The 26,474-nt window shown below is 40.1% G+C and carries 26 protein-coding genes; 7 read left to right on the top strand and 19 right to left on the bottom strand.

Annotated elements, in window-relative coordinates; genetic code table 11:
- Positions 1 to 207: 207 nt before the first annotated feature.
- From DOK79_RS07910 to DOK79_RS07885, 6 genes are all read right to left on the bottom strand, one after another.
- The gene (locus DOK79_RS07910) at positions 208 to 468 is read right to left on the bottom strand and encodes a hypothetical protein (protein ID WP_206855664.1); all 261 of its coding nucleotides are present in this window, start codon (positions 466 to 468) and stop codon (positions 208 to 210) included.
- A complete protein-coding gene (locus DOK79_RS07905) occupies positions 449 to 859 on the bottom strand; it encodes a glyoxalase (RefSeq protein ID WP_206855663.1) in 411 nt (136 codons plus the stop codon). Before DOK79_RS07905 ends, DOK79_RS07910 begins: the two co-directional genes overlap by 20 nt.
- A 197-nt stretch (positions 860 to 1,056) precedes the next feature.
- Complete coding sequence (locus DOK79_RS07900) at positions 1,057 to 1,767, bottom strand: B3/B4 domain-containing protein (protein WP_206855661.1); 711 nt, start codon at positions 1,765 to 1,767, stop codon at positions 1,057 to 1,059.
- 3 nt (positions 1,768 to 1,770) lie between these two features.
- Positions 1,771 to 2,298, bottom strand: coding sequence for a GNAT family N-acetyltransferase (locus DOK79_RS07895; RefSeq protein ID WP_206855658.1), 528 nt, complete (start codon positions 2,296 to 2,298; stop codon positions 1,771 to 1,773).
- A 13-nt stretch (positions 2,299 to 2,311) separates the two neighbouring features.
- A complete protein-coding gene (locus tag DOK79_RS07890) occupies positions 2,312 to 2,764 on the bottom strand; it encodes a MarR family winged helix-turn-helix transcriptional regulator (RefSeq protein ID WP_206855655.1) in 453 nt (150 codons plus the stop codon).
- A 70-nt stretch (positions 2,765 to 2,834) separates the two neighbouring features.
- Positions 2,835 to 3,434: an NUDIX hydrolase N-terminal domain-containing protein gene (locus DOK79_RS07885; protein WP_206855842.1), complete on the bottom strand. Its 600-nt coding sequence runs from the start codon at positions 3,432 to 3,434 to the stop codon at positions 2,835 to 2,837.
- Between the two features lie 113 nt (positions 3,435 to 3,547).
- On the opposite strand from DOK79_RS07885, the gene DOK79_RS07880 reads away from it, so the two are divergent.
- Positions 3,548 to 4,990: a helix-turn-helix domain-containing protein gene (locus tag DOK79_RS07880; RefSeq protein WP_206855651.1), complete on the top strand. Its 1,443-nt coding sequence runs from the start codon at positions 3,548 to 3,550 to the stop codon at positions 4,988 to 4,990.
- A gap of 349 nt (positions 4,991 to 5,339) precedes the next feature.
- On the opposite strand, the gene DOK79_RS07875 is transcribed toward DOK79_RS07880, so the two are convergent.
- From DOK79_RS07875 to tdc, 3 genes are all read right to left on the bottom strand, one after another.
- The gene (locus tag DOK79_RS07875; protein ID WP_206855649.1) at positions 5,340 to 7,889 is read right to left on the bottom strand and encodes an HAD-IC family P-type ATPase; all 2,550 of its coding nucleotides are present in this window, start codon (positions 7,887 to 7,889) and stop codon (positions 5,340 to 5,342) included.
- A gap of 152 nt (positions 7,890 to 8,041) precedes the next feature.
- Positions 8,042 to 9,496, bottom strand: a complete 1,455-nt coding sequence (locus DOK79_RS07870) for an amino acid permease (RefSeq protein WP_206855646.1) — start codon at positions 9,494 to 9,496, stop codon at positions 8,042 to 8,044.
- A gap of 27 nt (positions 9,497 to 9,523) precedes the next feature.
- A complete protein-coding gene (tdc, locus tag DOK79_RS07865) occupies positions 9,524 to 11,359 on the bottom strand; it encodes a tyrosine decarboxylase (RefSeq protein ID WP_206855642.1) in 1,836 nt (611 codons plus the stop codon).
- A gap of 499 nt (positions 11,360 to 11,858) precedes the next feature.
- On the opposite strand from tdc, the gene DOK79_RS07860 reads away from it, so the two are divergent.
- Entirely contained in the window at positions 11,859 to 13,289 is a 1,431-nt protein-coding gene (locus DOK79_RS07860) for a DNA-binding protein (protein WP_206855639.1), read from the top strand.
- Positions 13,290 to 13,412: 123 nt separating this feature from the next.
- Here the strand turns inward: DOK79_RS07860 and DOK79_RS07855 are convergent, their stop codons facing one another.
- The 7 genes from DOK79_RS07855 to DOK79_RS07825 all read right to left on the bottom strand — a co-directional run bounded on the left by DOK79_RS07855 (position 13,413) and on the right by DOK79_RS07825 (position 20,745).
- A complete protein-coding gene (locus tag DOK79_RS07855; RefSeq protein ID WP_206855637.1) occupies positions 13,413 to 13,769 on the bottom strand; it encodes a PTS glucitol/sorbitol transporter subunit IIA in 357 nt (118 codons plus the stop codon).
- 42 nt (positions 13,770 to 13,811) lie between these two features.
- Positions 13,812 to 15,203 (bottom strand): dihydrolipoyl dehydrogenase, encoded by a 1,392-nt coding sequence (gene lpdA / locus DOK79_RS07850; RefSeq protein WP_206855635.1) that lies wholly within the window; start codon positions 15,201 to 15,203, stop codon positions 13,812 to 13,814.
- A gap of 15 nt (positions 15,204 to 15,218) precedes the next feature.
- Positions 15,219 to 16,430 carry a dihydrolipoamide acetyltransferase family protein gene (locus DOK79_RS07845; RefSeq protein ID WP_206855633.1) on the bottom strand — a complete coding sequence of 404 codons (1,212 nt, stop codon included), beginning with the start codon at positions 16,428 to 16,430 and terminating at the stop codon, positions 15,219 to 15,221.
- A 10-nt stretch (positions 16,431 to 16,440) separates the two neighbouring features.
- The gene (locus tag DOK79_RS07840) at positions 16,441 to 17,424 is read right to left on the bottom strand and encodes an alpha-ketoacid dehydrogenase subunit beta (protein ID WP_206855631.1); all 984 of its coding nucleotides are present in this window, start codon (positions 17,422 to 17,424) and stop codon (positions 16,441 to 16,443) included.
- Positions 17,425 to 17,433: 9 nt separating this feature from the next.
- The gene (locus tag DOK79_RS07835) at positions 17,434 to 18,435 is read right to left on the bottom strand and encodes a thiamine pyrophosphate-dependent dehydrogenase E1 component subunit alpha (RefSeq protein WP_206855629.1); all 1,002 of its coding nucleotides are present in this window, start codon (positions 18,433 to 18,435) and stop codon (positions 17,434 to 17,436) included.
- Between the two features lie 31 nt (positions 18,436 to 18,466).
- Positions 18,467 to 19,420 (bottom strand): sugar-binding transcriptional regulator, encoded by a 954-nt coding sequence (locus DOK79_RS07830; protein ID WP_206855627.1) that lies wholly within the window; start codon positions 19,418 to 19,420, stop codon positions 18,467 to 18,469.
- A gap of 83 nt (positions 19,421 to 19,503) precedes the next feature.
- Positions 19,504 to 20,745 (bottom strand): NAD(P)H-dependent oxidoreductase, encoded by a 1,242-nt coding sequence (locus DOK79_RS07825; RefSeq protein WP_206855625.1) that lies wholly within the window; start codon positions 20,743 to 20,745, stop codon positions 19,504 to 19,506.
- A gap of 264 nt (positions 20,746 to 21,009) precedes the next feature.
- On the opposite strand from DOK79_RS07825, the gene DOK79_RS07820 reads away from it, so the two are divergent.
- The 3 genes from DOK79_RS07820 to srlE are packed head-to-tail and all read left to right on the top strand — an operon-like array spanning position 21,010 to position 22,945.
- Positions 21,010 to 21,402, top strand: coding sequence for a transcriptional regulator GutM (locus DOK79_RS07820; RefSeq protein ID WP_206855622.1), 393 nt, complete (start codon positions 21,010 to 21,012; stop codon positions 21,400 to 21,402).
- Positions 21,402 to 21,923 (top strand): PTS glucitol/sorbitol transporter subunit IIC, encoded by a 522-nt coding sequence (gene srlA / locus DOK79_RS07815; protein WP_206855619.1) that lies wholly within the window; start codon positions 21,402 to 21,404, stop codon positions 21,921 to 21,923. The genes DOK79_RS07820 and srlA overlap by 1 nt, the downstream gene beginning before the upstream one ends.
- Before the next feature lie 26 nt (positions 21,924 to 21,949).
- Entirely contained in the window at positions 21,950 to 22,945 is a 996-nt protein-coding gene (srlE, locus tag DOK79_RS07810) for a PTS glucitol/sorbitol transporter subunit IIB (RefSeq protein ID WP_206855618.1), read from the top strand.
- 200 nt (positions 22,946 to 23,145) lie between these two features.
- Here srlE and DOK79_RS07805 read toward each other — a convergent pair whose 3' ends face one another.
- The 3 genes from DOK79_RS07805 to DOK79_RS07795 form a co-directional block, all read right to left on the bottom strand.
- A complete protein-coding gene (locus DOK79_RS07805; protein WP_206855616.1) occupies positions 23,146 to 23,502 on the bottom strand; it encodes a DUF1622 domain-containing protein in 357 nt (118 codons plus the stop codon).
- A complete protein-coding gene (locus tag DOK79_RS07800; RefSeq protein WP_206855614.1) occupies positions 23,502 to 23,864 on the bottom strand; it encodes a DUF1622 domain-containing protein in 363 nt (120 codons plus the stop codon). Before DOK79_RS07800 ends, DOK79_RS07805 begins: the two co-directional genes overlap by 1 nt.
- A 262-nt stretch (positions 23,865 to 24,126) precedes the next feature.
- Complete coding sequence (locus DOK79_RS07795; protein WP_206855612.1) at positions 24,127 to 24,378, bottom strand: AbrB family transcriptional regulator; 252 nt, start codon at positions 24,376 to 24,378, stop codon at positions 24,127 to 24,129.
- Positions 24,379 to 24,602: 224 nt separating this feature from the next.
- Between DOK79_RS07795 and DOK79_RS07790 the strand changes: the two genes are divergently transcribed.
- Both DOK79_RS07790 and DOK79_RS07785 read left to right on the top strand, forming a co-directional pair.
- Entirely contained in the window at positions 24,603 to 24,731 is a 129-nt protein-coding gene (locus DOK79_RS07790) for a methanol dehydrogenase (RefSeq protein WP_206855610.1), read from the top strand.
- 48 nt (positions 24,732 to 24,779) lie between these two features.
- Entirely contained in the window at positions 24,780 to 26,474 is a 1,695-nt protein-coding gene (locus DOK79_RS07785) for an oleate hydratase (RefSeq protein ID WP_206855606.1), read from the top strand.

Raw genomic sequence — 26,474 nt, 5'->3', positions numbered from 1 at the left:
GAACATTTATAAAAAAGTTCTTACTATATTAGATTTATTAATAAAACAACGTGTTTAATGTTATCCCAAATCAAGAAATAAGTAAACAAAAAATTCGGATTTAATTAAAAATCCGAACATTGGCGTTTAGCTATTCCGCTTTCATTTAGAGAAGAATGTTTCGATTACTAACAAATAAAACTAAGTACACAACAGGTGGAGAGACCGCTATTTATGCGTTTCTTTCCCGATTCGCTTTTGTTCTTCCGCACGAAATTTTTGATTATCGATTTGGCTGATTGGCAAATTACTCCCTTTCCCACGATAATCCAAAGAATTTAACCCACCTAATCCTGTATCGACCATTTTATCCCATCCTTTGGCAGGATCTTTCCCAGATTTCAAATTCTTCATTCTCAATTTATCACTCTTTTTGATTCGTTGCTTTTTGAAATAATCTTCTAGTGTTTCAGTGATCGAGACTTTCATCTTCTGCCTCCCTTTCCTCTACTTTTTCTGTCGATTCTAATTTGGCAATCACAAAAAAATTTCCTTCTGGATCGGAAAAGTTAAACGTCAACAAGCCATTATTCTCCAAAATCTCACCAGCTGTTTCGATTTGTTCATAAAACTCTTCAAACTTATCGGTAAAGAAAATCATAGACGGTGGTGGGCCTAATACTTCTGGTGAGAATCGTTCAACGAATGTCCGAGGGAAAATAGCCAGCTCAAACTCTTGTGATACACGCAAGACGATACTTTGGTATTCTTCCGGCAATTCCAGTGTTTCAACTATTTCTGCCTTTAACTGCTCAACGAAAAATCGACTGACTAATGCGACATCTTCGACATATAGCATGACACGAGATTTATGGATCATTTGACAACGCCTCCTCTAAATAAAAGCTTGTTTCCATTATAGCACGAAAGCGGAAACACATTTAGTGGAACTGACTTCTATGTAAGTAGAGGAAGATCGTGCGAATGTTACTCATTTTCATGTGAACTCTATCAAGAAAAAAAGCACCCGCTATCTTCAAGTTTACCTAGTTTGAAGATGGCGGGTGCTTCCTCCACTTACAAAGTGATTTCTGGTTGTTCTTGCGTCACTGTTTGTCTATTGCTCGTCACACCAAATGTCCGTTCAATGTCCTCTTGTAAAGCAGCCATTGCTTTTTTGGCAACTTCCGCTTGTTGTTCGTTGACTGCTTCAATCACCAACACAGCATTCGTTGTTTCTTCTGTTAGCATCGTTCGCTGTGCTTCACGCCAGTTAAAGCAACGGCAGATTGCACCTTCATGATCATAGTAGATGATTTCTTCTGGTAATGCAGGAGCGTCTACTTCTGCGCCTAAAGGCAGGAAGCTTTCTCCACCTTGTGCTTTTCCTAAATGAAGATCACCGGCGATTTTTGCTAGATCTTCTCCGCCACAGGGCACGCCAAAGCGTAAAGAGATACTATTATAAATATCAACTAATGGATTGATTGGGAAAAATTCACGACTTTGACTGGCTCTTTTAAGCAGTGCTTCGATCGATGAACGTGCGCCTTTTTTTGTTTTGAACTGTGTAAATGCTTGACGCCATTGAGCGACTACTTCATTTTGACTGAAGGGTTCTTCTGTTAAATAATTTCTTGCTTCTTTAGCAGCGTTGTTCAAGCGCTCATAATACTCTCCTTCGTTTTCTTCAACCACTTGATTGTTGATGCCTTCCACAGTTAAAATTTCGATCGTAGCTTTCGGGAAGACTTCCCAAAAAGATGGATCTACTATAAATTTTTTCATTCGTTACACCTCATTGATTTTTTTTACTAGGATATGATCGATCTGTGCATCATCGCCCATATAAAACACGTGTTGTCCTTGGCGGATGAAGCCATGTTTCCGATAAAAAGCTTGAGCTGGCTCATTGTGTTCCCACACGCCTAACCACACAGCTGCTTTTTCCTGTAATTTTGCCTGATTCAATGCCCAATTCATCAAATGTGTGCCAATCCCTTTTTTCTTATAAGGAGGCCGAACATAGATCCGTTCGATTTCTAAATGATCCTCAGGCATTTCTTCAGATTGTGCCTTCCCAGTATTCAGTTTTAGATAGCCTGCAATTTCTCCATGCTCTAGTGCCCAGAAAAAAGCAGACTCTGGATTGATCAATTCTTTTGACAATCGTTGGACGTCATAAGCTTCTGCAAGATAGGCAGCCATATCTGCCTGCGTATTATATTCACCAAACGTATCTGTGTACGTTTCGATACTGATTGCTTGAAGCAGTGTCGCTTCACTCTGCGCAATCGGTCTGATCTCTAGTTTCTCCACTAAAACATCCCTCTCAATACAGGCGCTTATTGCCTTTTTTCACATAATTCCAGTCTTCACTAATATTTTTTCTTACATGTGTCAATAATCTTTCCAACTGCTTGATTTCTTCTTCAGACAACCCAGCCAAAGCGACCTGTGTAGAATAATGATGTTCTCGAATAATCATCGGATAGAGTGCTTCTCCTTGCTCTGTCGGATAACACCTTTTGTTTTTCTTGTTCTGTTCATCAGTCACTCGTCGAATCAGTCCATTGCTTTCCAGCTTCTTTAATGCTCGGGCAGTTGTCGTACGATCAACTTTGAGCATTTCTGCTATTTTTTCTTGAATGATTCCCGGATTTTCACAAATCCTCACGAGATAAAGATACTGTCCTCTTGTCAGCGCAACCTCTTTGAACTCAATATTACTGATCGAATCTAACGCTCGGGCAATCGCCCCGATCTCTCTAATGATTTCTGCCATCTTCTCTCTCCTTCGGTCGTACTTCTATTGTACTTATTTTTGTTGCATTTGCAACGAAAAAATAGCTCAATCAATCAAAATAAGGTAAAATCCCATTAGCTAAGATGGCAAGTTGTTCTTCTGTCGTCCGTTTTTGGGAAAGGGCAGGTAAATCATCTAATGCAAAAAAAGCGCTATTTGAAGTTTCGTTATTCGCGACAAAAGAACCTTCGATAACCGAACAACCGAAAATGACTTTATAGTATTGAAATGCTTGCGGGAGATCTTTTCGGGCATTTGTATCAAAAATAGCAAGCAGCTGATCCACCTTCACCGTTAGCCCAGTTTCTTCTTTGACCTCTTTTTCGATATTTTCCTTTGGCGAATAGCCAATTTCTGCAAATCCACCTGGTAATGCCCATTCTTTTGTGTGATGATCTTCCACCAGTAAGATCTTATTTTCTTGTTTGATAAACGCACGTACATCGACTTTGGGTGTTGGATAGCCTTCATTTTTCTCTAAAATAAAAGTCAATTGTTCTTCGATTTCCTTTTCGCCATCACTCAATAAAGATAAAGCAATCGATTTCAATTCTTGGTAACGTTCCTCGTCAAAGGGATCTTTCCCATAGAATAGACCGGCTTCTGCGATCGCTAATAAGCGTTTGTATTGTTCGACTTTTGTTTTGATTTTCATTCACACCTTTCAATAAAATCTCTCTGTTATCTATTGTCAAATTTATAAGAAACCGCTTATACACGTCAAGGGTTATGCTATAATTTGATTTGAAGGAGGGATGTCTGATGTACTCGCTCATGCACAAGATCATCACTGAAAAAGATTTGCAACGACAAGTCACATTGATCGAACTACTGTTAAACCATCCTAAAATCACTGTCAATGAACTTGCTGAAGAAACCAATACAACGGAACGTACGATTTTTTCCGATTTACAAGTGATCCGTTCACAATTACCTGAAGGCTGGGTGATCGATAGTGATCAGTCAGGGATCCGTTTACTTAATCAAAAAAATTTACTTGCCAATGATCTATGGGAGTTATTTCTAAAACAATCCGTCAGTGTGCAATTGATCAAGGAACTTTTGTTCACGAAAGAATGTTCGACAACAAATTTTTTAGCAGCCAACGGACTTTCTTATGAAACGTTGAAACGCCATACAAGAAAGGTCAATCGTCAACTCGTTCCTTACGGGTTACAGATCAAGCTGACAAAATATACAAGCACGATGACCGGTTCTGAAAATGCGATCCGCTTGTTCTATCATCGTCTTTTGATGCCCTTTACCCATAACAATTATTTTTTTGAAGACTATTCTATCCATGAAACGCATTATTTCCGTTTTTTAAAAAGGCTGAAACAAACCCCTTTTTATGTTGAAACAGAAGAGATTTTCGGGATATGTTGGTTTTTTATCAACACGATTCGTGTCAAAGCAAATTGTCGGATCGATGACTCTTTCTTTGAGCCTGAGGATGCCCTTTACTCTGTTTATACTACTGAACTTACTGCTCTTTATGAATTAGAAGGAGTTTATTTACAAAAAGATGAATTGATTTTTGCTTTCTTTTGCTTTTTAGAAAGCTGGAATTACAATAATCAATACCAAGAACCCGTGGCAGATATCTTACAAAGTTATCCTTTTTCAGGCAAGATCAAACAATTCGTTCAAGATTTGGCTGATACCTTGCATTTGGAAGAATTAAACGAGACGAAACTTGCGGATAACTTGATTCTTTTACTGCTGAAATACCATGAATCACCGATTTTGATTGAACAGTTGAATTTACAGTACCAGTACTTCTTAGAAGAATATGAACGACAATATCCACAGTTGTATCCATTCAAACAAGAACTACTTGCTCAATTGAAACAAGAATTGCCTGTTCAAGAAGACGAATATTTTTTACATCTTCTATCATTCTTGATCCAACAAGCGATCCTATCCGTTCGTCCGAATAAGCTGAACCTGTATTTCTTCTTTCAAGGCGAACCCTCTTGGAAAGCTTTTTTACAACAAGAGTTAAATGATTATTTTGGCAAACGAGTGCAATTGATCCCAGTAGAATTATCACAACTTTCCGATATAACGTTCCATAAAAACGACTTGTTCGTCTCGAACACCCCACTCGACCAAGTCCCGATACCAATTATCTACATCTCCACCATCCCAACCAAAAATGAGCTCGACCAATTGACCGAACTCACATTTAGAAGTTATTTGTAAGGTTGTGAAAGAAGCGCTCAGCACTGAATAATAAGCCAGAAAAATCGAAAATGGCTTTTTCATTTTTGATTTTTTTGGCTTATTATTGAAGTGTTGCTTCTTGAACACCGTTTATCATAGGTTGTGAAAAAGCCGTTCAGCTCCAAGTATTAAGGCAGAAATTGAGAAAATAGCTTCTCATATTTTTTCAATTTTTGACTTAATATTGAAGGAGCTGGCTTTTGAACACCGTTTATCTAGGTTGTGAAAGAAGCGTTTAACACTGAGTAATAAAACAGGCAGTCCTTCTCTACAGAAATATAGAGAAAGACTGCCTGTTTAGTTTTACCTATTGAACGATCGACGATTCTTAGTTGCCCGCAAATGCTTCTTGTTCTTTTCTTTTGATCCATGTTTTACTGATTCGCTTCTCGACTTCTACGATCGTAAATAATAGAAGTACGTTTGCCAGGATCGGTAAATGTTGGCTGAAACTCAAGCTCGTTGTTTCAATGACTTGTTGTGCGAAAGGTAGATAGATGACGCCAGTTTGGAGTACAAATAAAATACCTAATGAAATAAACAAGAATTTGTTTTGGAAAAAGCCTTTATTCAATGAAGCATCGACTTGCTCACGACAATTGATCATATAAACTGCTTGGGCCGCAACGATGTTTTGTAAAAGAACGGTTTGTTGCAACGCTTGTCCTTCAAAACGCATTGCCAACCAGTAAGCTGGGATAATGATCAAGAGGGACACGTAGAAAATCCGGAACACATTATACTTGGTCAAGATCCCTTGGTTAGGGTCTCTTGGCGGACGACTCATGGTATCTTTACTTGCTTGTTCAAATCCTAAAGCATAGGATAACGTGATCGTCGTGACCATATTGACCCATAAGATCTGGACTGGTGTCAAAGGCAATGGTTGGTTCACAAGTAATGCCCAGATGATCACTAACCCTTGCGCTAAGGAAGTTGGTAAGAAAAAGCTGATCGTTTTTTGTAGATTGTCTAAAATACGACGGCCTTCTTTGACTGCTTTAGCGATCGTATGGAAGTTGTCATCCCCCAAGACCATATCTGCGGCTTGTTTACTGACTTCACTTCCTTTGATCCCCATAGCGATCCCGACATCCGCACGCTTCAATGCTGGAGCATCATTGACACCATCGCCGGTCATCCCGACGATTTCGCCATTTTTTTGCAAAGCTTCTACGATCCTTAATTTATGCTCCGGTGTCGTTCGAGCAAAGACATCGACTGTTCTTACTTTTTTCGCTAACTCTTGATCAGAAAGTCGATCGATATCGATTCCTTCAAGAACGTTGCTCGTGTGCTTCAATCCGATTTGATCCGCAATCGCTTGCGCCGTGTCTTTATGGTCACCGGTAATCATTTTCACTGAGATTCCAGCTTGTTGACACTCTCTTACTGCTTGGATGGCACTCTCTTTTGGTGGATCAATGATGCCTGCAATACCGACAAATGTCAGCTGTTCCAGTTCGTTATGGACTAACTCCTGATCGATCGCTACTTGCTTATAAGCAAAGCCTAACACTCGCTGCCCTTTTTTCGCTAGTTGCGATGCTTGGTCGATCCATTGTTGCTGCTCTGACTGTGACAAGGAAGATTTTGATAATAAAACTTCTGGCGCTCCTTTGACAAACACTACTGCATGGTCCTGTTCTTCATGCATCGTTGCCATATATTTGTAGCTGGAGCTAAATGGTAGTTTGGCAAGAGCCTCTCTTAGGGGAAGATTCTTTTCAGCTGTGTAACGTAATAAAGCCAGTTCAGTTGGATTGCCACTCAAAGATGCCACTACTTGATCATCTTTTGTTTGTACTTCCTGACAGTTTTTCATGATTTCAAGTAAACGTGTCTCATCTTCTGTCATTGTCTCAACAACCGTCATTTCATTTTTAGTCAATGTACCGGTTTTATCTGAACAGATCACCGTCATTGAGCCAAGTGTCTCAACGGAAGGTAGCCCTTTGATGATGGCTTGTTCTTGCGCCATTTCATTGACACCAAGAGACAAGATCATCGTCAATACGGCTGGTAAGCCTTCTGGGATCATGGAAACGATCAATGCAATGATCGTTGAAAACAGAAAGTTCCACTCTAACCCATACCTAAATGAGGTAAAGAAAATCAAGAATAAGCTCAGAAAAACGATCCCTCTAAAAATTTGCTTATTCAACTGATGGATCTTACGAACTAAAGGTGTTGTTTGTTGTTGAACCGATTGTAGCGCTTGATTGATTTTTCCGATCTCTGTCGTATTTCCTGTTTCAACGACGACACCAAGCGCCGATCCAGCTTGAACAAGTGTGCCAGAAAAAGCCATATTGAGCTGATCCCCTGCACCTAATTCATCGACTAACGGATCACTGATTTTCTCTACCGCATCAGACTCACCGGTCAACGCAGCTTCTTCGATCATCAAGCCATATGTTTCAACTAAACGAATATCGGCTGGTACGACATCTCCGGCATTTAAACTAACGATATCTCCTTGCACGATCTCGGTTGCTGGGATACTTTTTTTGACTCCCTCAGAAAAAATCACTGCGTCTTGACTCATCAGACTTTTTAGCCCGTTGAGTGACTCTTCTGCTTTTCGTTCTTGCCAATAGCCAACAAAACTATTGATGACTACGACAAGTAAAATAATCCCACCTTCAATATAATCACCCGTTAGAAACTTCAAAACGGAAGCGACCATCAGGATGACCATCAACAAATCCGTAAAATGCTTCAAAAACTTCCGAAGCGGACTCACTTTCTTTTTTACTTCTATTTCATTTCGTCCTTGTATTTCTAAACGACTGGTACGTTCTTGATTGGCAAGACCGTCTTTGGTCGTCTTTAATGTTTTCATTGTTTGTTCAGCAGTTTCTTTGTACCACGTCATCGGCAGTCCCTCCTGTATTTCATTTGATATACTTATTATACGTAAGAAGGGTAGTTTCTCCTGTCGATTATTTCAGGCAAACATGAAATAATTAGTGTAATTTAATGTGAGACAGGCTTCAGCGTTTGTTTTTTAAACGACATTTTCTTCTTTTACTTCGATTGTTTTTGGATTTTTTGTTCACTTAATTTGTTTTTTATTTCTTGTTCCCACGAGGGTTTTCTGATTTTTTCAATACATAATGGCGCCACAAAAAGAATACCACTGATCAATGCGACAGCCACAAAGTTGATCCATGTGCCGGCTTTTAGCGTAAGTCCGACAGAAAAAACGATTGATGCGAATAAGATCAGAACGACCAGCCATGCCCCAAGATTTCCTTTTCCGTCTTTTTTGCCAATCCGAAATGGACGAGAAATCTCTGGATTTGTTTTTCTAAAATGTAAGAATGCGATGCCCATGATAATGTAGACAATACAATAAATGACTGTCGTTGCATTGACTAGCATCAAAAATGCTTGATTGACTCCAGGAATCAACAAATAGAATAATGCAAATACAGAAATGATAATGGATTGTGTCAAAATCACTGCTTTGGATACATCGAATTCATTGGTTTTCCAAAAATTGAAGCGAGGAGGATACGCTCCTTTTCTTGCGCTTTCTGTGACAGTTTTTGCTGGACCAGAAGCCCAAGCAGATAGTTGGACAGCGACACCGACAAATACGAGTAAGCTAAACAGATTGACGATCATATGTGGCAATCCAAGAATTTGGCAATCGATCGAAATCGATTGGGCAATGTTGTTCAATTCCATTTGGCCCTTTGGCACGACATTGGCGACGACTAAAGCATTCAACGTATTTACTACAAACAAAAAGACCAAGGCGGCGAAAATACCGCGGATATAAGTTTTAACTGGATGGCTCAATCGAGTGATATAAACAGAAGACATTTCGATTCCAGTAAAAATGAACATGATCGGTGCAAAATAAACGAATGATTTGGCAGTGCTTGGATTTGGAACGAGTAGATCCCACGAAAATTTTCCTAATGTTCCATTTGGCATGATACCAACTTTGATCCAAGCGGCAACACCCAACAGCAGCATCAAAGCCAATGGGATATATAACCCCAACCAGACGCCGATCTTTCCTCCGATTTTTGCCATATCGAATTTTAGGTTCAATACTGTGATGATCCAGTAAACGACTAAGATCACGAGTAACGTAAATTTACTATTCAAGCCTAATGGGACATTATTGACCATATTCCCAAACAAAGGCGCAAGTGCTGAGGCAACCATGACCATTCCGGGAAACATCTGCACCCATAAAAGCCAAGAGACGACAAATCCCCATTTTCTACCGAGAGATTGAGAGACCCATAGTTCGGGCCCTCCTTTTTGAGGAAACATTCCGGCAAATTCTCCTGAGATCAGAGAGATCGGAAACGCATAAAAAAGTACAGCAACTAACATATAAAACAACATCGTCCAACCAGTGGCAGCGACATCAGGAATATTGCGGATGCTTGCGACTAATGCGCAAGTCATCCCAATAAATGTTAACGTTGACAGCTGTTTTGTAGATTTTGAGTCTGTCATGATCGATCCTTCTTTCTATCACTAGAACTACGCAAGAACTTCTTTTAGTTTTTCTTCCATTGCGTGTTTGATGGCTTTGGTGTAATAAGCAAAGATGCTATCATCTGTTAAATAAGGGGTCATGATCGCAGCACGCAACAAAGTGACTTGTTGTTCTTTTTGCCATTCTTCTTTTGATACACCCATACTTTCGACAAATGCCACAGGAGAATCGCCATAATCAGATTGCGTGAATGTAGTATGAGAAGTGATGAAGCGTTCATCGTACACATCCCCGTCCATATAAGAGGACACATCGAACATTTTTTCATTCAAGCGATTGATTTCTTTTAGATCTGTACAGCCTTGCACTTTGAATGCCCAATCGACCATGTTGAAATCTGGATGATTCAACGGATAGACTTCAATTGTTTTCCCATTGACTGTAAAGCTTAATTGACCAAGAAATTCTCTAAAACGTTGTGCGGCTTCGATCGATGCACCAATGAGTTGACCGTAACCTGTGACGTTCAACGGTAGCACATGATGGGCTGTCCACACTGCCGCAGCTGTTGCTCCAGCTTTTGAGCCTTCTAGGATATAGGCACCTAACATATCTGGTGCTTTCACGGATTTTTCAAACACATAAGGGGCAAAATAAGAAATGATATTGCGCATGCTTTTATGTTTGATCGTGATTCCACCTGCCGCATAAGGAACGTAACCCATCTTATGGGGATCAACTGTCACTGATTCCGCTTCACTGATTGCCTTGAAGCCTTCATAGACACTTCGCTCGATTTTCACTTCGTGGTGGAAAACATGATGTTCTCGATAAAAATCTGCTAATGAGGCATAAGGAACAAATTCATACGCTTCATTCATGAACAAACAGCGCGCATAACCACCATAAGCTGCATCCACGTGGAGATAGAAATAGATTCCTTCCTCTTTCAATTTCTCTCTAAGTTCAACGATTTTATCGACACGATCGACTTGTCCTTCTTCTGTTGTACCTACAACAGCGACTACACCTAAAATAGGGATTTGTTGTTGCGCTAACTCACGAATCGTTTTCTCCAATACTTGGACATCCATTCGGTAGCAGTCATCCACGGGGATCGCAATCATTTGATCCAATCCAACACCACAAATATCCAATGCTTTCATCCATGAATAGTGTTTCGTTTGAGGGACGATCCACTTACCTAATTCTTGGATGTGTTTCCCACTTCGTGATGAAGCTGCTTTGACACGATCCAATTCTTCATCAGTAAATGTTTCGATCATTTCTAAAATTTCTTCTACAGATAAATTAAGTAATGCCCAATCTGATAAGTCTTTTACTTTTTCCGGATACGTTTCTTTGACCGCTAAAGGAATCGATTTGATGCAACGTGCATACCAGAGTCCTTCTAAATTCGCAATCGAGCCATCTGCTGTCAAATGTCCCCAGCCATTCGGCATACTGAAGAGTTTAGCAAAATCTTCACCGATCTCTGCTTCCATTTGTGACGTTGCCATTGATGATTCCAATGCCACATTATTAGGATTCCAAAGCATCGCAAAGTTATATGCCAATAAAGCTGGCATCAATGTTTCTGCATTCATTTGTCCCCAATAACGTCCGGCTGAATGCCAAGGGATTGAACCAGCGCGCATCCGTTCACTCACTTCATCTAAAACTTCCATCATATGTTGACGTGTCGCAAGATAAGATGGCTTTGATTTGTCTGCCTCACTGATTGCAGGTAGATCACCTGGTAAATAATTTTCACGCCAACCTAAATGTTCATCGACCATCTTGTTCAATAACATTTTATAAACTTGTCCATTTTCTGCTTTGTCGCCAATAAAGACGGCTTTGATATCCATATCATCCATTGTGTATTTCTCCTCTCTTGGTACCTGATCATAGGAAATAATCGGCCGGCTGTTGTTTCTTGATCAGTTTACGTGTTTGACTATACGCCCCAATTTTAAAAATTTTTTTTTAATAACATCTCTTAACGCCCCTTTCTTTGAAGATAAAAAAAATAAAGTCTGATTATTCTGTATTTTCACCTCGAAAAAACGAACGATTCAGCTAAACTTTTTAGCAAGAAATGACTTGTTTTATTGATTATAACGTTTAGCTCACGAACAAAAATAAGAAAACAAAATCATTTATTCGTCTGAAAGAAAACCGCTATCTCTTTTTCAATTCGATTTTTTCTGTTGATCAAAGCCTCATTTTTTTAGATAAAGCAGATACAATAACAACAGTAATTAAATATAGGCTTGCTTTTGCTAAGACCCATCAAATGATAGATGCACATCTACGAAAAACATGGCATAATAGCTAAGTGCTTGTGCATGAATATACAAATAGGGAGGATTCCCCATGATTGAACATTATCTCGAGAAAAATCTCTTACGCCAACTATTTCTCTGTGGACAGTTTTATATAAATAAAGAAGTCCATCTTCCAACAACAGCTACTTTGTTACATGTTTGCCAAACAACTTTGTTGAATGATATCAAATCATTAAGTAGAGAACTGAGCGACCAAATCATTTACCACTCAAAAGAAAAAGAAACCTATTCTTTATACTTCGAACCAACGACTCCTCGTTTCCAGTTGATGCAACGCATCTCTCGACCGTCTTTATTTTTAAAAACCTGCCTTCTTTACTTAGAAGATGAACCTGATTATATCCAACTGACTGAGCTTGAGTTTGTTTCCGTCAGCAAAGCCTATGCGTTGAAGAAACAAGTATTAGACTACTTTCAAGCATGTGATATCTCCATCGAATATCACTCTCCTCGCTTCACTGATATCGAAAGACGTTTGATTTTACTAAATGTGAGTTATCGAACAGGCACGTTGCCTGAGTTCTCTGTTCCTGCCTCTTTTGATGTCCAAGCGCAGGAATTTATCCAAGCGGTCACTAAAAAAAGTGGACGTATCTATGATCGCGATACTCAAGAGATCTTACAAACAGGCTTTTTGATCAGCCTATTCTATCAAAAAAATTCTCCACTATCTGTCGATCAATCCTTCATTGATGAAATCAAAAAAAGACCAATTTATGATTTTGTTCTTGTTGCTTGGGAAGAAAGTCCTTTTAGAGAATTTTTTCAGCCAAATGAATTTTATTTTATTCTGATCCTTTTCAATCTCTGTGATTATGGATTTGCTACTTATGAAGCAATCGAGCAGGATTTTGCGCAACTTCATCAAGTCTTTATTGAAAATAATCCAGAGACTAAGCAGTTGATCCAACAGTTCGAGGAACACTTTGGCCATTCTTTTCTTGGAAATAAAGCATTTGAGCGTGCTTTGATCCGCATTCTGCGTTCTGCGTGGAAAAACTACCAATTGTTCTTACCCGAAAAATTTCACTTATTGACCGACGAACAACGACAGTTATTTGAAGAAGTAAAACAGATTGTTAGCGATTGGACGAACACATTGCCTTATCAATTAAAGATCAACCCAAATTGTCTGCGCTCATTTGTGATTGAATTAACTGGTATTTTACGCTTAGATAAACAAAAATTATCTGTACGTATCGTGACGCATTCGGATATCAAATATCTGATCTATCGCGAAGCATTGGAAGGCGTGACGACGTGTGATATTTCTGTTGAACCCATGATCTACAACCGTTTAAACGAAGAAGCGATCGACTTTGCGACTGCACCGTCTCATCGCTTGTTGTGTGAACGAACCCTCTATACACCAGTTGCTTTGTCAATGGACCATGTCATTCCAATCTCCGTCGAAACAGTGGAACAAGCGATTATTCTACTCATCAAAAATAGGTCGTGAGAAAAAAGAACGAACCAACAACCCAAATAAGCCGGAATCCACAAAATTGTTCCAGATCTTGTGGATTTCGGCTTATTTAACTATGCTTATTTTTCGAATCTGTGTACTTCTCTCACAATCACGCTATCCGCCGATTTTTATCATATCACCAATCGCCAACTTGGGATAAATCGACGGTTCTACAGAAATTGCTCCTGGTAGAATTTCGTTCTCGCCTTCTTGGAAATAAATCGACACATGCCCGAGTTCGTCAAAGTTTTGATTGGCAGCATTGCCCACCTTTGTGATCTTGTAACTTGTATCGCCAAACTGGATCGCTGTACCTGGGCTAAGAACATTCTTTTTTGTATCCATCGTTTCATGGATCACACAAATCGATTTTAATTCTTCTGTGGCTGAGGGACCAAATAAAATCAAAAGCATTTCTTCTTCAAAAGCTTCTACTAATTCGCCAATTTCTTTTACTTTACTTTTTAACAATAAAATCCCTCCTAGATAATAAATGATTAGTTACTTTTCTCATTACAAATGGATTGGCAATCCTAAAGCCAATTCTGCCGCATCCATGATTGTTTCAGAAAGCGTTGGATGACCATGGATCGTCAAAGCAATATCTTCCACCGTCAAATTCGCTTCAATCGCTAAAGTGATTTCTGCGATCAAGTCACTTGCCCCTTGACCAACGATTTGTCCACCGACAATCGTATCCGTTTCTTGCTCAACGATTAATCGAACAAATCCTTCGGGTGCATTCAGAGACAATGCTCGCCCGTTTGCTTGTAAAGGAAATGTTGCTGCTTTAACAGATAAGCCTTGGCTTTTTGCTTCTGCAAGTGTCTGACCAGCCACTGCAATTTCAGGATCAGTGAAGCAGATTGCTGGAATCGCTAGATAATCTTTTTCTACCTTTTTCCCACTAATGACTTCTGCCGCCACTTTTGCATCGTAACTTGCCTTATGTGCGAGAGCTGGTCCAGCAATCACATCGCCGATCGCATAAATGTGCGCTTGACTTGTCTGGTACTGTTGGTTCACTTTCACCAACCCATTTGATTCGACGGATACACCAGCCTCTGCTAAGCCGATATCTGCGGTATTCGCCTTTCTTCCAACCGTAACTAACACATAATCAGCCGAAAGCGTTTGTTCAGCATTTTTTGTGCTAAAAGTGACATCAATACTTGTCCCATTTTCGCTTACTTCCTTTGCGAGCGCCTCCGTAAACACCTTGATGCCTTTTTTCTTAAAGGATTCCTCGACTACTTGGACTAAATCTTTTTCGTAGGTTGGCAGTAATTGATCGGTTCCTTCCAGAATGGTGACTTCTGCGCCTAGATCCGCATAGGCACTACCTAGTTCAGTCCCAATGACACCTCCGCCAATAATCACTAGTTTTTTAGGAACCGCTTCTAACGAGAGTGCCGCTGTCGAATCAAGTATCCGCCCCCCATACTTAAAGCCAGGAATTTCAATTGGTCGACTACCTGTGGCAATGATCGCATGGTCAAAGTCAATCGTTGTTTGTCCCTTTTTCCCATCAACCAATGCCCGATGAGGCGAAGTGAATCTCGCATAGCCTTCGATGATACGGATTTTATTCTTCATCAAGAGCCCTCGGATACCGGTCGTTAATGGACGAACCACTTTGTTCTCTTTCCATTGTTGCACAGCACGAAAGTCTACTTCCGTTTCTTTATTGATGATGCCAAAATACTGACTATTTTTTGACTCTTGATAGGTATGTCCCGCATGGATCAGTGCTTTCGAAGGAATGCAACCGATATTTAGGCAGACCCCACCGATATGCTTACTTTCTACAATTGTCACTTGTTGACCTAATTGGGCAGCTCTGATCGCTGCTACATAGCCACCAGGACCAGATCCTATGACTAAAGTCTCTGTTTTCTCTTTCATTTGTCCCTCCAATCCCTACAATAAAAACCCAAGCGGATTTTCTAATAAGGTGACGATTTGGGTAAGAAATGCGGAGGCTGGTGCACCATCGACTACACGATGATCAAATGACAAGCTCAATTCTACGAATGAGCGATTGGTCACTTCATTCGATGTTGGATCAAATACGACCTTATCGTAGATGCCACCTATTCCTAAAATAGCGACTTCAGGCTTGTTGATGATCGGATTGAATTGCTTGACTCTTGACCGTCCTAAAGAGCTGATCGTAAACGTACCGCCAGTCATTTCTTTAGTCGTCAAAGTGCCTTCTCGCGCCTTCTTCGTTTTTTCTTTGATTGATGTCGTCAAGTCTGCTAAGCCAAGTTGTTCTGCTGATTGGATGACTGGAACGACTAAACCATCTTCCAAAGCAACTGCGATTCCTAGATGAATGTTTGGGAAGACCGCGATTCCTTCTTCTAATGCGTGGGCGTTAAATATCGGGAAGTCGCGCAAAGCAATCATTGCCGCTTTGGCAAAAATCTCTAAATAAGAAATGCGTTCGTTGGTTTTCTGTTCGATCATCGGTAATAGCTGCTGACGTAATTCAGTCACTTTCGTCAAATCAACTTCAGCTGTCATCGTCACATGTGGAATAGCTGTTTTGCTTGCGACCATTTTATCGGCAATTGCTTTACGTAATGGTTTCCAAGGGATAAGATTACTTTCAGCAACTGGCTGTTCTTGAACAACTTGCTCTTGTTTAGGGGTGAAATTTTTAACATCACTAAGATGGATTCGCCCTCTAGGCCCTGTTCCTGTCACTTCTGCTAACGAAATGTCTCGTTCTCTTGCAAGACGTCTTGCCGATGGTGTCGCCCGGATAATCGTTGTTTCAACCTCTTTTGATGAATCCTCTGCAATCTCTGTCGATTTTGCTTCTTCAGTAGGAGTCTCCACGGTTGTTTCTGCTTGGAAGTCAGGCATCTGTGCTGGAACTTCTTCGTTTTGTTCACCAATATAAGCGATAATCGAATTGACTGGCGCACTTTCTCCATCGTTCAAATATTTCTTTAATAAATAGCCTTCTTCATACGCTTCTACCTCGATTGCTATTTTATCTGTCATCACTTCAAAGATTGGATCACCAATCGCAATGGCATCCCCTTCATTTTTCAGCCACATTGTAATCGTACCTTCGGCCATCGTTGAACTCAGTTTGGGCATCAAAACTTCATGAGCCATAATCTACCTCCTATTTTTTCACCATCATCTTTTCACAAGCTTCCACAATGTCTTCTACTTGCGGGACAGCTTTTTTCTCTAACTCAGGATGGTATGGCATCGGGATCTCCGCCCCTGCTAAGCGAACGATCGGTGCATCTAAGAAATCAAACGATTCACTTTCTGCAATCACACTTGCCAATTCTGCACTAAAGCCACTTCGCTTCACTGATTCTGTCACAACGACCGCACGTCCCGTCTTCATCACAGAACGAGTGATCGTTTTTTTATCTAACGGTACCAATGTGCGCGGATCAATTACTTCAATGCTGATTTTTTTCTCTTTCAAAATTTTCGCGGCTTCGATTGCTTTATGGACCATGATCCCGGTTGCTACTACAGTAATATCTGTCCCAACTTCTTTGATGTCTGCTACGCCGATCGGGATCGTGTATTTTTCTGCTGGCACGTCTGATGTGGTACGATAACATAATTTATGTTCATAAAACATGACTGGATTATCGTCTTCAATGGCTGCATGTAATAAGCCTTTAGCATCATACGCTGTTGCTGGCTGGATCACTTTCAATCCTGGAATATGCGCCGTCAAGTTTTCTAAGCTTTGTGAGTGTTGCGCAGCCGCGCCTGTCCCTGAGCCACCAGGTGTACGCATTACTAACGGAATTCTTGCCTTCCCTCCATACATATAGCGGATTTTTGCCGCTTGGTTCACGATTTGATCCAGTGCGATCAGAATAAAATCAGAAAATTGGATCTCAAAGATTGGGCGCATGCCAGTCATGGCTGAGCCAACAGCCGCCCCTGCGATCGCTGATTCTGAAATAGGCGTAGAACGTATGCGTTCTTCTCCAAATTCTTCAACCATCCCACGGGTTACGCCGAAAGCGCCTCCATAAACTCCGATATCTTCACCTAACATAAATACATCTTCGTTTTCTCTCATTGCCTCAGAAAGTGCCTCTTTCACAGCTTCTGCATAAGTAATTTCTCTCATGACTTCCTCCTACTCTGCATACACATCTTCATACATTGTTTCTACTGCAACCATCGGACTTGTTTCGCCAAATTTCACCGCATCAACAATCGACTGTTTTGCCTGTTTTCTGATTTCCTCAGCTTCTTCTTCAGTAAAGATACCCGCAGCAACCAAGGTGTTTTTGGTCCGCTCGATTGGATCTCTTTCTGTTCGCCACTGCTCTTCTTCTTGTTTCGTGCGGTACTTTTTAGCATCAGATTTCGAATGACCTTTCCAACGATACGTCAACGCTTCGATCAACGTAGGTCCTTCGCCACGGCGTGCTTTTTCTACCGCTTGATAGGTCGTTTCAATCACTTCAAGTAAGTTATTCCCATCAATCGTTACACCTTCGATCCCATACGCTTTAGCACGTTCAGACAAGTTTTGGACTCTTGTCATTTTTTCAATCGGGCCACTCATCCCATATTTATTGTTTTCAATGAAGAAAACGACAGGTAAATCCCAGATTGCCGCCAAATTCAACGCTTCATGGAAACTCCCTTCATTTGTCGAACCGTCGCCTCCATAAGACAAGGCAACTTGATTTGTTTTTTTCATTTTCGAGGATAAGGCAGCACCTACAGCAATCGGATAGCCACCGCCAACAATGCCATTTGCACCTAAGTTTCCGGTATCCAAATCGGCGATATGCATCGAGCCACCTTTACCGTTATTCGTTCCCGTCGTGCGGCCGAATAGCTCTGCCATCATTTCGTTCACATTAGTCCCTTTAGCAATCGTGTGACCATGCCCACGGTGCGTAGAGGTGATCCAATCCGTTTTTCTTAACACTGCCCCACTACCAGCCGCTGTCGCTTCTTGTCCTACCGCTAAATGGGTAGTACCATGAATCAGGCCACGTGCAAAAAGTTCATCTACCTTTTCATCAAAAAAACGGATCTCCCACATTTTATAAAAAATATCCTTCAAATCTTCATCTGTAAGATTTGCACTATTTTCAATAGACATCGATTTATTTTTTTCCATTTATGCTCTCCTTCTATTATGCCTATAGGGGTCAGATATATTCATTTAAAAGAAATTTTGCAGTATCTTCATCGATGATCAACACATCGATCAAACGATTCGTTAAAGCTGCTTTGATTCCTTTGATTTTATCTTTTCCTCCAGCAGCAGCAATCTTCAACGGAATCTTCTTTAAATCAGCTATTTCTAGCGACAAAACACGCTTATTCCACTCACAGTCTACGACAGAGCCTTCTTCATCGATGAAGTTATAACAAATATCGCCAATGATCTCACCGTTTGTAAAATCAACCTTCATCCCATCTTCTTTGGCTAAATACGCTTTTGTCATTGTGGAATAGACAGGCGTGCCCCCAATCCCAACTAAGGAAATATCGGCATGTTTAGCTTCTTCTAACACATTCTTGATAAAAGATTGACTTAAAAAGACCTCTTTTGCTTCCGCTGAGTCCACAGTGATCGGCGCATGGAGTTCAAGTGCGATCCCCCCACATTTATTGGCAAGCAATTCGCAAATCACATTGGATTGCAAACTGACATGCTCCCGACCCAATCCTCCTACCATAGGGATAAACCGTACATTAGGTAGATGATTTTTCACTGAAAAAATCACTGCGGCTTCGTGGAGCGTCGTGCCTGCTGAAATTGCAATCGTTGTATCCGCCTTGATGATCCTAGAAAGATATCTCGCAGTCGCAATCCCTAATCGTTTGTTTAGTGATTCTTCTCCAATCGAATGGACACAAATGACCTCTTTCAATTGATATTTCTTTTGGACCTTTTGTTCTAGACGTTGGAATGGGTGAATCAAATCATCGTGAATAATGATCTCTACTAAACCTAGACTACGTGCTTTTGCTAGATACTTGGATACAAGAGAGCGGCTGATACTGAATTTTTTAGCGATTTCTTCTTGCTTGGCTCCTTCGTTATAATACATGGATGCGAGTTCCACTAATAATCGCTTGTCATCTGAATACCCCATTTGAATCCCTCCAATAGTATGAATGCTTGATTACTATTGATTTTAACACACTTCAAATTGCTGACTATCTCCAAAACCAACGATTAGAACATGCTATCTTGTAGCTTTCTAAGTTTCCAGACCGTCGTTGATTGATCTAACTCAACATCCTCTTCTGTGATAAATGTACCTTCCTTGATCGTGCGTTTTGCTACGACTTCTCCTGAAATCAAACCGATCGGGATATGTCCTTCGCTGACCATGTCGACATGCGTCTCTAACACGCCGCGAACACTATAACCACCAATACCATCTAAGCGCTCGCCTTCTTTGATCGTCTTTTTCGCAACTGCCACAGTTTCTGAAATCGGTGCGCCAAGAGGAACGATTGCATGGTCATTTCGTAAGACCGCTTTGGCAATCGTGATAGGTGTTTCTAAACTTGCTAAATGGAACGGACGGTATAATAGATGATGATCGCCCTCTTTTTGCATCAGATAATTCAACTCATGCTTCACTCCGTCATTTTGACCTTTTACAATGACAAAGACACCAGGAGCCAAACCATCTACATATTCGACTACCCCAAATTTATCAAGGATTCCACCATTTTCTTTAATATCCAGATCTTTAACTACTGAAGTTTGATCGCCAGCGATTCCATGCATTCCCACTTTATCTGGTACAAATCCAATCGCATTTGATAATAAGTTCATTTCTGCCATTGTTTTTGTACCATCTTTAAACGCAGCTAACATATGAGGTGCCATTTTTTTCTTCAATGCTTCTTCGCGGCATGTATCCGGATTTGCAGAAATATTCAGTTTGTTGTTCTTCCCTTTACCTGCAACTAATACTTCCATCCCCATTGATTTGGCAAATTCGAAGAGTTCCGTTGTCGCAGCTGGCTCATCCCCATCTGACCCCGTGTAAACTAAATTCGCTGTCTGATACAGTTTGTGCATCAAAGAACCTACGGTAATATCAATTTCAACATTCAACAGTACTAGATGTTTCTTAGCTACCAAGGTTTCCATAGCGATTTTCGCCCCTACTTCTGGTACACCGGTTGCATCAACAATCACTTCAACATCCTCTGAATAAATAACTTCTTTAAAATCAGTGACTGTTAAAACTTTATGTTGGCGTGTGCTTGAAGCTTGGTAAGCCGCCGCCGCACTTTGTGCAAAATCTAGACGAATATCACTGATGCCTGTTACAGCCATTCCAGGAATCGTAGCGATTTGTGCAATCATACCAAAGCCCATTTGACCTGCACCGATCACTCCGATTTTAATTGGTGCTCCATGGTTCTCTCTTTCTAATAATTGTTGATAAATAGTCATTCTCAGCTCTCCCTTAACAAAATATACTTGACGTAACATTTGATACAATCCAATAGTAAAATGTTTGCTTACCAATTGTCAACGCTTACATTAAAATAAAGTGTGTACACCCTCATCTTTACCTAATGTTCCTCGAAATTCACAAAGTTCACATTTGTTCCATAATAAAGAATATGTGAATTAATGGTTGACTTTCACAATTTAGCAATTTAGTATTTTAATTATAAAGCGCTTACAAATAACACAGGGAAGGAGATTTATCTGATGCTCCAATATAAATCACTTATTTTCTTGCTCGCTGCTTGTTGGGTGATCCAGATCCTATTATCTTATTTGCAGCATATCAACTACCGTAAAGAGTTAAACGAGATCAAAAAACGCCACACTGGTTTTTTAGGCGTAGGAGTCGCAAAAGCGAAGTTTAATTTAGGAAGAGGCGTGATTCTTTTATTAGTAACGGATCAAAACGGCCTGATCCTATCCTGTAGGGAAATGTCAGGGATCACAATATTCGCTCGATTCAAAGAGAAAAAAGAGTTCATTGGAAAGAAAACAAACGAAACATTTAATTTACTTTCTAATAAGCAAAGAAAAGCAGCATTTGAACAAGCACTTCAATTGATCCAAATTGAAAAAAATAGACTGGAGGTAGTGTAATGGATTTTTTAGTATCGATTGCAGAAAATTTTATCGGAGTTTTTGATGCTGGTGGCGAGAACTTTATGGGGTTGATCACTGGTATTCTTCCAACCTTAATTGTTTTATTGACATTTGTAAATGCTCTCATCGCTCTAGTTGGTGAAGAGCGTGTATCAGCATTCGCTCAATTCTGTACGAAAAATATTATTTTACGTTATAGCGTCTTTCCCCTTTTAGCTGTCTTCTTCTTAACAAATCCAATGTGTTATTCTTTTGGACGTTTCTTAAAAGAGAAACAAAAACCCGCTTTCTATGATTCAGCTGTTTCATTGGTTCACCCGATCACTGGACTATTTCCCCACGCAAATGCTGGAGAACTCTTTGTCTGGACGGGAATCGCTTCAGGATTGACAACTTTAGGTCTATCCGTAATGCCTTTAGCTGTTCGCTACTTTTTAGTGGGAATGGTTGTCATTACGATTCGCGGTATCGTTACAGAATTATTGACAAAAATCATGTGGAAAGAAACAGATGAATAAACTGTCATCGAAAGGGAGGAAAATTTATGTCCAATAAAGTCATTGTAAGTCAAGGTACGAAAGGTTGGGGAGGTCCATTAACTTTACAACCAACAGAAGAAAAAACCGTGGTCGCGTCAGTCACTGGTGGTGGTGTCCATCCAGTTGCACAAAAAATCGCTGATTTACTAGGTGTAGAGGCCGTTGACGGTTTTAAAGAAAAAGTCGAACCTGAAAAAATGATTTGTGCGGTTGTCGACTGTGGAGGAACAGCTCGTTGTGGCGTCTATCCAAAGTTGGATGTGATGACGGTTAATTTGCATCCGACCACACCTTCTGGGCCTCTAATGAAATTCATCAACGAAAAGAACTTTGTTTCAGGTGTCACACTAGAAGATATCGTGATCGCAGGTGACGAAACCGCTACTCCTGTAGCACCTGTAGCAGAACCTGTGCCAACGAAAAAAGAACAGGTAGCTGAAGCAAAAGCTAAAGTTGCTGAAACCCAAGGCGGCTTTTTAGGTCTGATCAATAGACTCGGTCGATCCGTCGGGAATGTCGTCGGAATTTTCTATCAAGCAGGTCGTGACACGATTGATATCGTCATCAAAAATATCTTGCCTTTTATGGCATTTGTCAGTATGTTAGTAGGAATTATCAACTACACAGGTATCGGTGATATCATTGCAAGTGGTGTCAAACCTTTATCTGGCAGTGTCGTCGGTTTAGTGATTCTTTCTCTGATTTGTTCGATCCCTGTTTTATCACCCGTTCTAGGTCCTGGAGCTGTTATTGCTCAAGTCGTTGGCGTATTGCTCGGTGTGGAGATTGGCAAAGGAACGATTGCCCCTGCGATGGCCTTGCCTGCCCTTTTTGCCATCAACTCTCAAGCAGGCGCAGATTTCACACCAGTTGGTTTGACCCTTGCCGAAGCAGAACCTTATACCGTTGAAATTGGTGTACCTGCGGTTCTTTTCTCTCGATTATTAACTGGTCCTTTAGCAGTGATCCTAGCTTGGTTAGCTAGTTTTGGGTTGTATTAAGCCAAACAGATTGGAAATCCGATGCAGTGTTGAATAAGCATTAGGAGATTGTCTTAGTACTATGCAACTCCTTCAAAAAATAAGCGCTAAGTCCCGAAAATCGTTCATCTGATTTTGGGGATTTAGCGCTTATTTTTGACGCTGAACTCTTCTGTTACAGCTTTATTCTCTTGTCTTTTCTCTTCATTTGACCATTACTCTCAGACATCCGCTGGGCCGATTTCTTTATTCAAGAAATAAGAGATGATCGTACGAATCACCACTAATGCAGCCAACTGAAAAATATCCTGTAAGGTTGGTTTGATGATCGACTCAATGATTCCAGCAGAAATCAAGACTTCTAAACTCAACAAGATATAGCCACCTAACATTTTTTTGATCCCATTGTTTTGATGAACTCGTTCATTCTGTTTAAATGACCGGTTCAAGGAATCTTTCAAAAAATCTTTGATCGAAAGAAATCCTCCCCATAATAAAATCACAATAGCGAAAATATCTAAAATCAAGACGAGCCATTCAAGGTATGGATAAAGAAGCGTCATCCAGCTAATTTCCATCATACTTCCCTTCTTTCATGCGATACATGTCCTGCTATTTCTAGATTCAAGAAATAAGAGATGATTGTGCGAATGATGATGATCAATGCCAATTTCAAAATATCAGTCCAAGTTGGTTTGATCACAGATTCAATGATATCAGCGACAACCAGAACCTCTAAACTCAATAAAATATAACTAGCAAGCAGTTTTCGCGCCTCTGCATTCCGCCGATTACGTGTCGCATAATCTTTGATCCATGGACGCTCCAACATCAAATTTTTTAAAACTAAAAAAATACCTACAAGCAAGACTAAAATCGAAAACACATTCAAAATCGCAATCAACCATTCCAACAAATGGACTAACGTTTCATTAAACATCCTGACACCCCACTTTTTCTTCTACTCCTATCCTACTAAGAGTAAGGAGTTTCGTCCAGTTTAAGTAAAAAAAGAAAACACGGATGCTTGTGTTTTCTTTTTTGGCGTATAGTGTAGATTGTAGTGGTAGGTTCATTTGATATAGATCTAAAACTTGACACCCGATAGATAACTTCTATTGCTTGATAGATCGTACTGACAAAATGACTTATATTTTCTTCAGATAAAAATAATTCATTTTCCCATTCATTGATCAACTCATCTACTCACCCCAACCATATGTACTAAAAGTATCTTTCATTTCAGTCTCGGAAACTACTAAACCTTTTGAAAAATCAGCAAATGCTTTTTCTATTTCTTTACGTTCTCGGTCTCTCATCACTTCCTTTGCTTCGATCATCAAAATTGTGCCCTCTGTCGGATAACTCAAAATGTCACCCTCATGCAACTCAAGTTCCTTAGGAAAAATGACACCGACACAGTTTCCTATTTTTCTTACCTTTGGACTCTTCATCTTTTCCCACACCTTTCTTATTCAAATAGATTATAACTTGTCTTCAAAAAATTTCTTTCCTTCTCTTTCTTAAGAATCTATTACAAAACACACTGAAAAACAGACACTTCCTGCAAACTGTCAAAAATCCTTGCCACTCACTCACCCTATCATTTGGCATATTTTTTTAAACGCTCTATGCTTTTAAGTAGAAATAGTTCACAAACCAAAAGGAGGTTTTTTTGATGAACAAAAAATGGTTAAAAGTAGGCATTAGCTTAGGATTAGTCGCTTTAGGGGCTGTTTATCTTGGCAAAAAAACAGGCTTACTAGAAGATGATAGTCACCTTTATGATGAATTCGAATCAATCTAGAAGCAATGCTTGAACGCAATGAATGAGGAGATATTGGAGGAACGGACAATGCAAAAAAAGAAAGCAATTATGATTGGCGCAGGTATCGCAAATATGGCAGCGGCTGTTTATTTGATCCAAGAAGGAAAATGGCGGGGAGACCAAATCACTTTCTACTCCTTGGATGATCATGGATCAAATGATGGTGCTCCTGTTGATACTGTTACCGATGAATATTGGAACAAAAATCATCCTTTAGAAAATCAAAAAGGATACGTGGCACGTGGTGGACGTATGTTGAACTACCGGACGTATGTCGATTTGATGGACTTACTCAGTCGTATCCCTTCTGCGACAGAACCGGGCATGACTGCGGAAGAAGATACACGTGATTTTGATGCAAAACATCCGACTTTCGATAAAGCACGGTTATTGGAAGGCGGTAAAGGAATCATTGATGGCGGTAAATTAGGCTTTAACAATAAAGATCGCGTATTACTAACAAAACTGATCGCTATGCCGGATTCAGAAGAAGAAAAATTGGATAACGTGACTATCGCTGAATATTTCAAAGACGATCCTCATTTCTTTGAAACAAATTTCTGGTTTATGTGGGAAACCACTTTTGCGTTTCGGACACGTAGCTCTGCGCAAGAATTACGTCGCTATATGCACCAAATGATTTATGAATTTACTCAAATCGAGCATTTAGTCGGTGTTAATCGAACACGCTACAATCAATACGAAAGTATCATGTTACCATTGATCAACTATTTGAAAGAACAAGGCTGTAAAATCATTTTGAATCGTCGCGTGGTTGATTGGGAATTCAAAGAAACAGCGATGCAAGATGAAATCACAGTCACAGGTTTGAAAATGATCAATACGAAAACACAAGAAGAAGAACATGTCGTAGTCGACGGAGATACTGGTGTATTATTTACGAATGGTTCAATTACGGATTCTGCCACACTTGGCGACTATGAAACACCAGCAGCGGAAAATATGGATTATGGTGCTGCTTCAAGTTTATGGAAAAAAGCCAGTGAAAAATTTTATAATCTTGGTAATCCAGATAAATTTTTCGCCGACCGAGACGCAAGTGAATGGGTCAGCTTTACGTTGACAACGAAAAATCATGTATTGCTAAACGAGATCACTCGTATCACCACCCAAGAACCAGGTAATGCATTGAATTCATTTATTTCAACGACACCGATCACACCGCTTGGTCATAAAGATGTCAATATGTCGATCGTCGTGCATCACCAACCACATTTCACTTCACAAAAACCGAATGAAACAGTTATTTGGGGTTACTTCTTATACCCAAGACGTCGTGGGGAATTTGTCGATAAAGAATATATTAAAATGAACGGGAAAGAAATGCTGGAAGAATTGCTTGGCCAGCTATCAAAAGTTGATCCTGGTCCAATAAATATTCGTGAAAAAGAAACTGAGATTTATGATAGTGTCATCAATAATATCCCAGTCTACATGCCGTACGCTTCTGCTTTGTTCAACAATCGTGCGAAAAGTGATCGACCAAAAGTCATTCCTAAACATTCAACAAACCTTGCCTTTACGGGTGAGTTCGTTGAACAGCCTTATCAAATGATCTTTACTGAACAAAGTGCTGTCCGCTCGGGCGAAATTGCCGCATTCCACTTTGCAGGTATTCCTATGTCACGTTTGGTGAAAACACCCCGCTATGATAAAGATATCCCTACATTGTTGCGTGCAGCGAAAAAAATGTTTGATTGA

This window comes from Enterococcus sp. DIV1094 (assembly GCF_017316305.2).
Classification (GTDB): Bacteria; Bacillota; Bacilli; order Lactobacillales; family Enterococcaceae; genus Enterococcus_B; species Enterococcus_B mangumiae.
The sequence above is the reverse complement of the archived record's forward strand: the minus strand, read 5'-3'. Positions and strand labels throughout refer to the sequence as shown.

Excerpts from the sequence above, each read along its gene's own strand:
- DOK79_RS07910 (WP_206855664.1), bottom strand. The coding sequence starts at position 468 with ATGAAAGTCTCGATCACTGAAACACTAGAAGATTATTTCAAAAAGCAA.
- DOK79_RS07905 (WP_206855663.1), bottom strand. The coding sequence starts at position 859 with ATGATCCATAAATCTCGTGTCATGCTATATGTCGAAGATGTCGCATTA.
- DOK79_RS07900 (WP_206855661.1), bottom strand. The coding sequence starts at position 1,767 with ATGAAAAAATTTATAGTAGATCCATCTTTTTGGGAAGTCTTCCCGAAA.
- DOK79_RS07890 (WP_206855655.1), bottom strand. The coding sequence starts at position 2,764 with ATGGCAGAAATCATTAGAGAGATCGGGGCGATTGCCCGAGCGTTAGAT.
- DOK79_RS07880 (WP_206855651.1), top strand. The coding sequence starts at position 3,548 with ATGTACTCGCTCATGCACAAGATCATCACTGAAAAAGATTTGCAACGA.
- DOK79_RS07875 (WP_206855649.1), bottom strand. The coding sequence starts at position 7,889 with ATGACGTGGTACAAAGAAACTGCTGAACAAACAATGAAAACATTAAAG.
- DOK79_RS07870 (WP_206855646.1), bottom strand. The coding sequence starts at position 9,496 with ATGACAGACTCAAAATCTACAAAACAGCTGTCAACGTTAACATTTATT.
- tdc (WP_206855642.1), bottom strand. The coding sequence starts at position 11,359 with ATGGATGATATGGATATCAAAGCCGTCTTTATTGGCGACAAAGCAGAA.
- DOK79_RS07860 (WP_206855639.1), top strand. The coding sequence starts at position 11,859 with ATGATTGAACATTATCTCGAGAAAAATCTCTTACGCCAACTATTTCTC.
- lpdA (WP_206855635.1), bottom strand. The coding sequence starts at position 15,203 with ATGAAAGAGAAAACAGAGACTTTAGTCATAGGATCTGGTCCTGGTGGC.
- DOK79_RS07845 (WP_206855633.1), bottom strand. The coding sequence starts at position 16,430 with ATGGCTCATGAAGTTTTGATGCCCAAACTGAGTTCAACGATGGCCGAA.
- DOK79_RS07840 (WP_206855631.1), bottom strand. The coding sequence starts at position 17,424 with ATGAGAGAAATTACTTATGCAGAAGCTGTGAAAGAGGCACTTTCTGAG.
- DOK79_RS07835 (WP_206855629.1), bottom strand. The coding sequence starts at position 18,435 with ATGGAAAAAAATAAATCGATGTCTATTGAAAATAGTGCAAATCTTACA.
- DOK79_RS07830 (WP_206855627.1), bottom strand. The coding sequence starts at position 19,420 with ATGGGGTATTCAGATGACAAGCGATTATTAGTGGAACTCGCATCCATG.
- DOK79_RS07825 (WP_206855625.1), bottom strand. The coding sequence starts at position 20,745 with ATGACTATTTATCAACAATTATTAGAAAGAGAGAACCATGGAGCACCA.
- DOK79_RS07820 (WP_206855622.1), top strand. The coding sequence starts at position 21,010 with ATGCTCCAATATAAATCACTTATTTTCTTGCTCGCTGCTTGTTGGGTG.
- srlA (WP_206855619.1), top strand. The coding sequence starts at position 21,402 with ATGGATTTTTTAGTATCGATTGCAGAAAATTTTATCGGAGTTTTTGAT.
- srlE (WP_206855618.1), top strand. The coding sequence starts at position 21,950 with ATGTCCAATAAAGTCATTGTAAGTCAAGGTACGAAAGGTTGGGGAGGT.
- DOK79_RS07805 (WP_206855616.1), bottom strand. The coding sequence starts at position 23,502 with ATGGAAATTAGCTGGATGACGCTTCTTTATCCATACCTTGAATGGCTC.
- DOK79_RS07800 (WP_206855614.1), bottom strand. The coding sequence starts at position 23,864 with ATGTTTAATGAAACGTTAGTCCATTTGTTGGAATGGTTGATTGCGATT.
- DOK79_RS07795 (WP_206855612.1), bottom strand. The coding sequence starts at position 24,378 with ATGAAGAGTCCAAAGGTAAGAAAAATAGGAAACTGTGTCGGTGTCATT.
- DOK79_RS07790 (WP_206855610.1), top strand. The coding sequence starts at position 24,603 with ATGAACAAAAAATGGTTAAAAGTAGGCATTAGCTTAGGATTAGTCGCT.
- DOK79_RS07785 (WP_206855606.1), top strand. The coding sequence starts at position 24,780 with ATGCAAAAAAAGAAAGCAATTATGATTGGCGCAGGTATCGCAAATATG.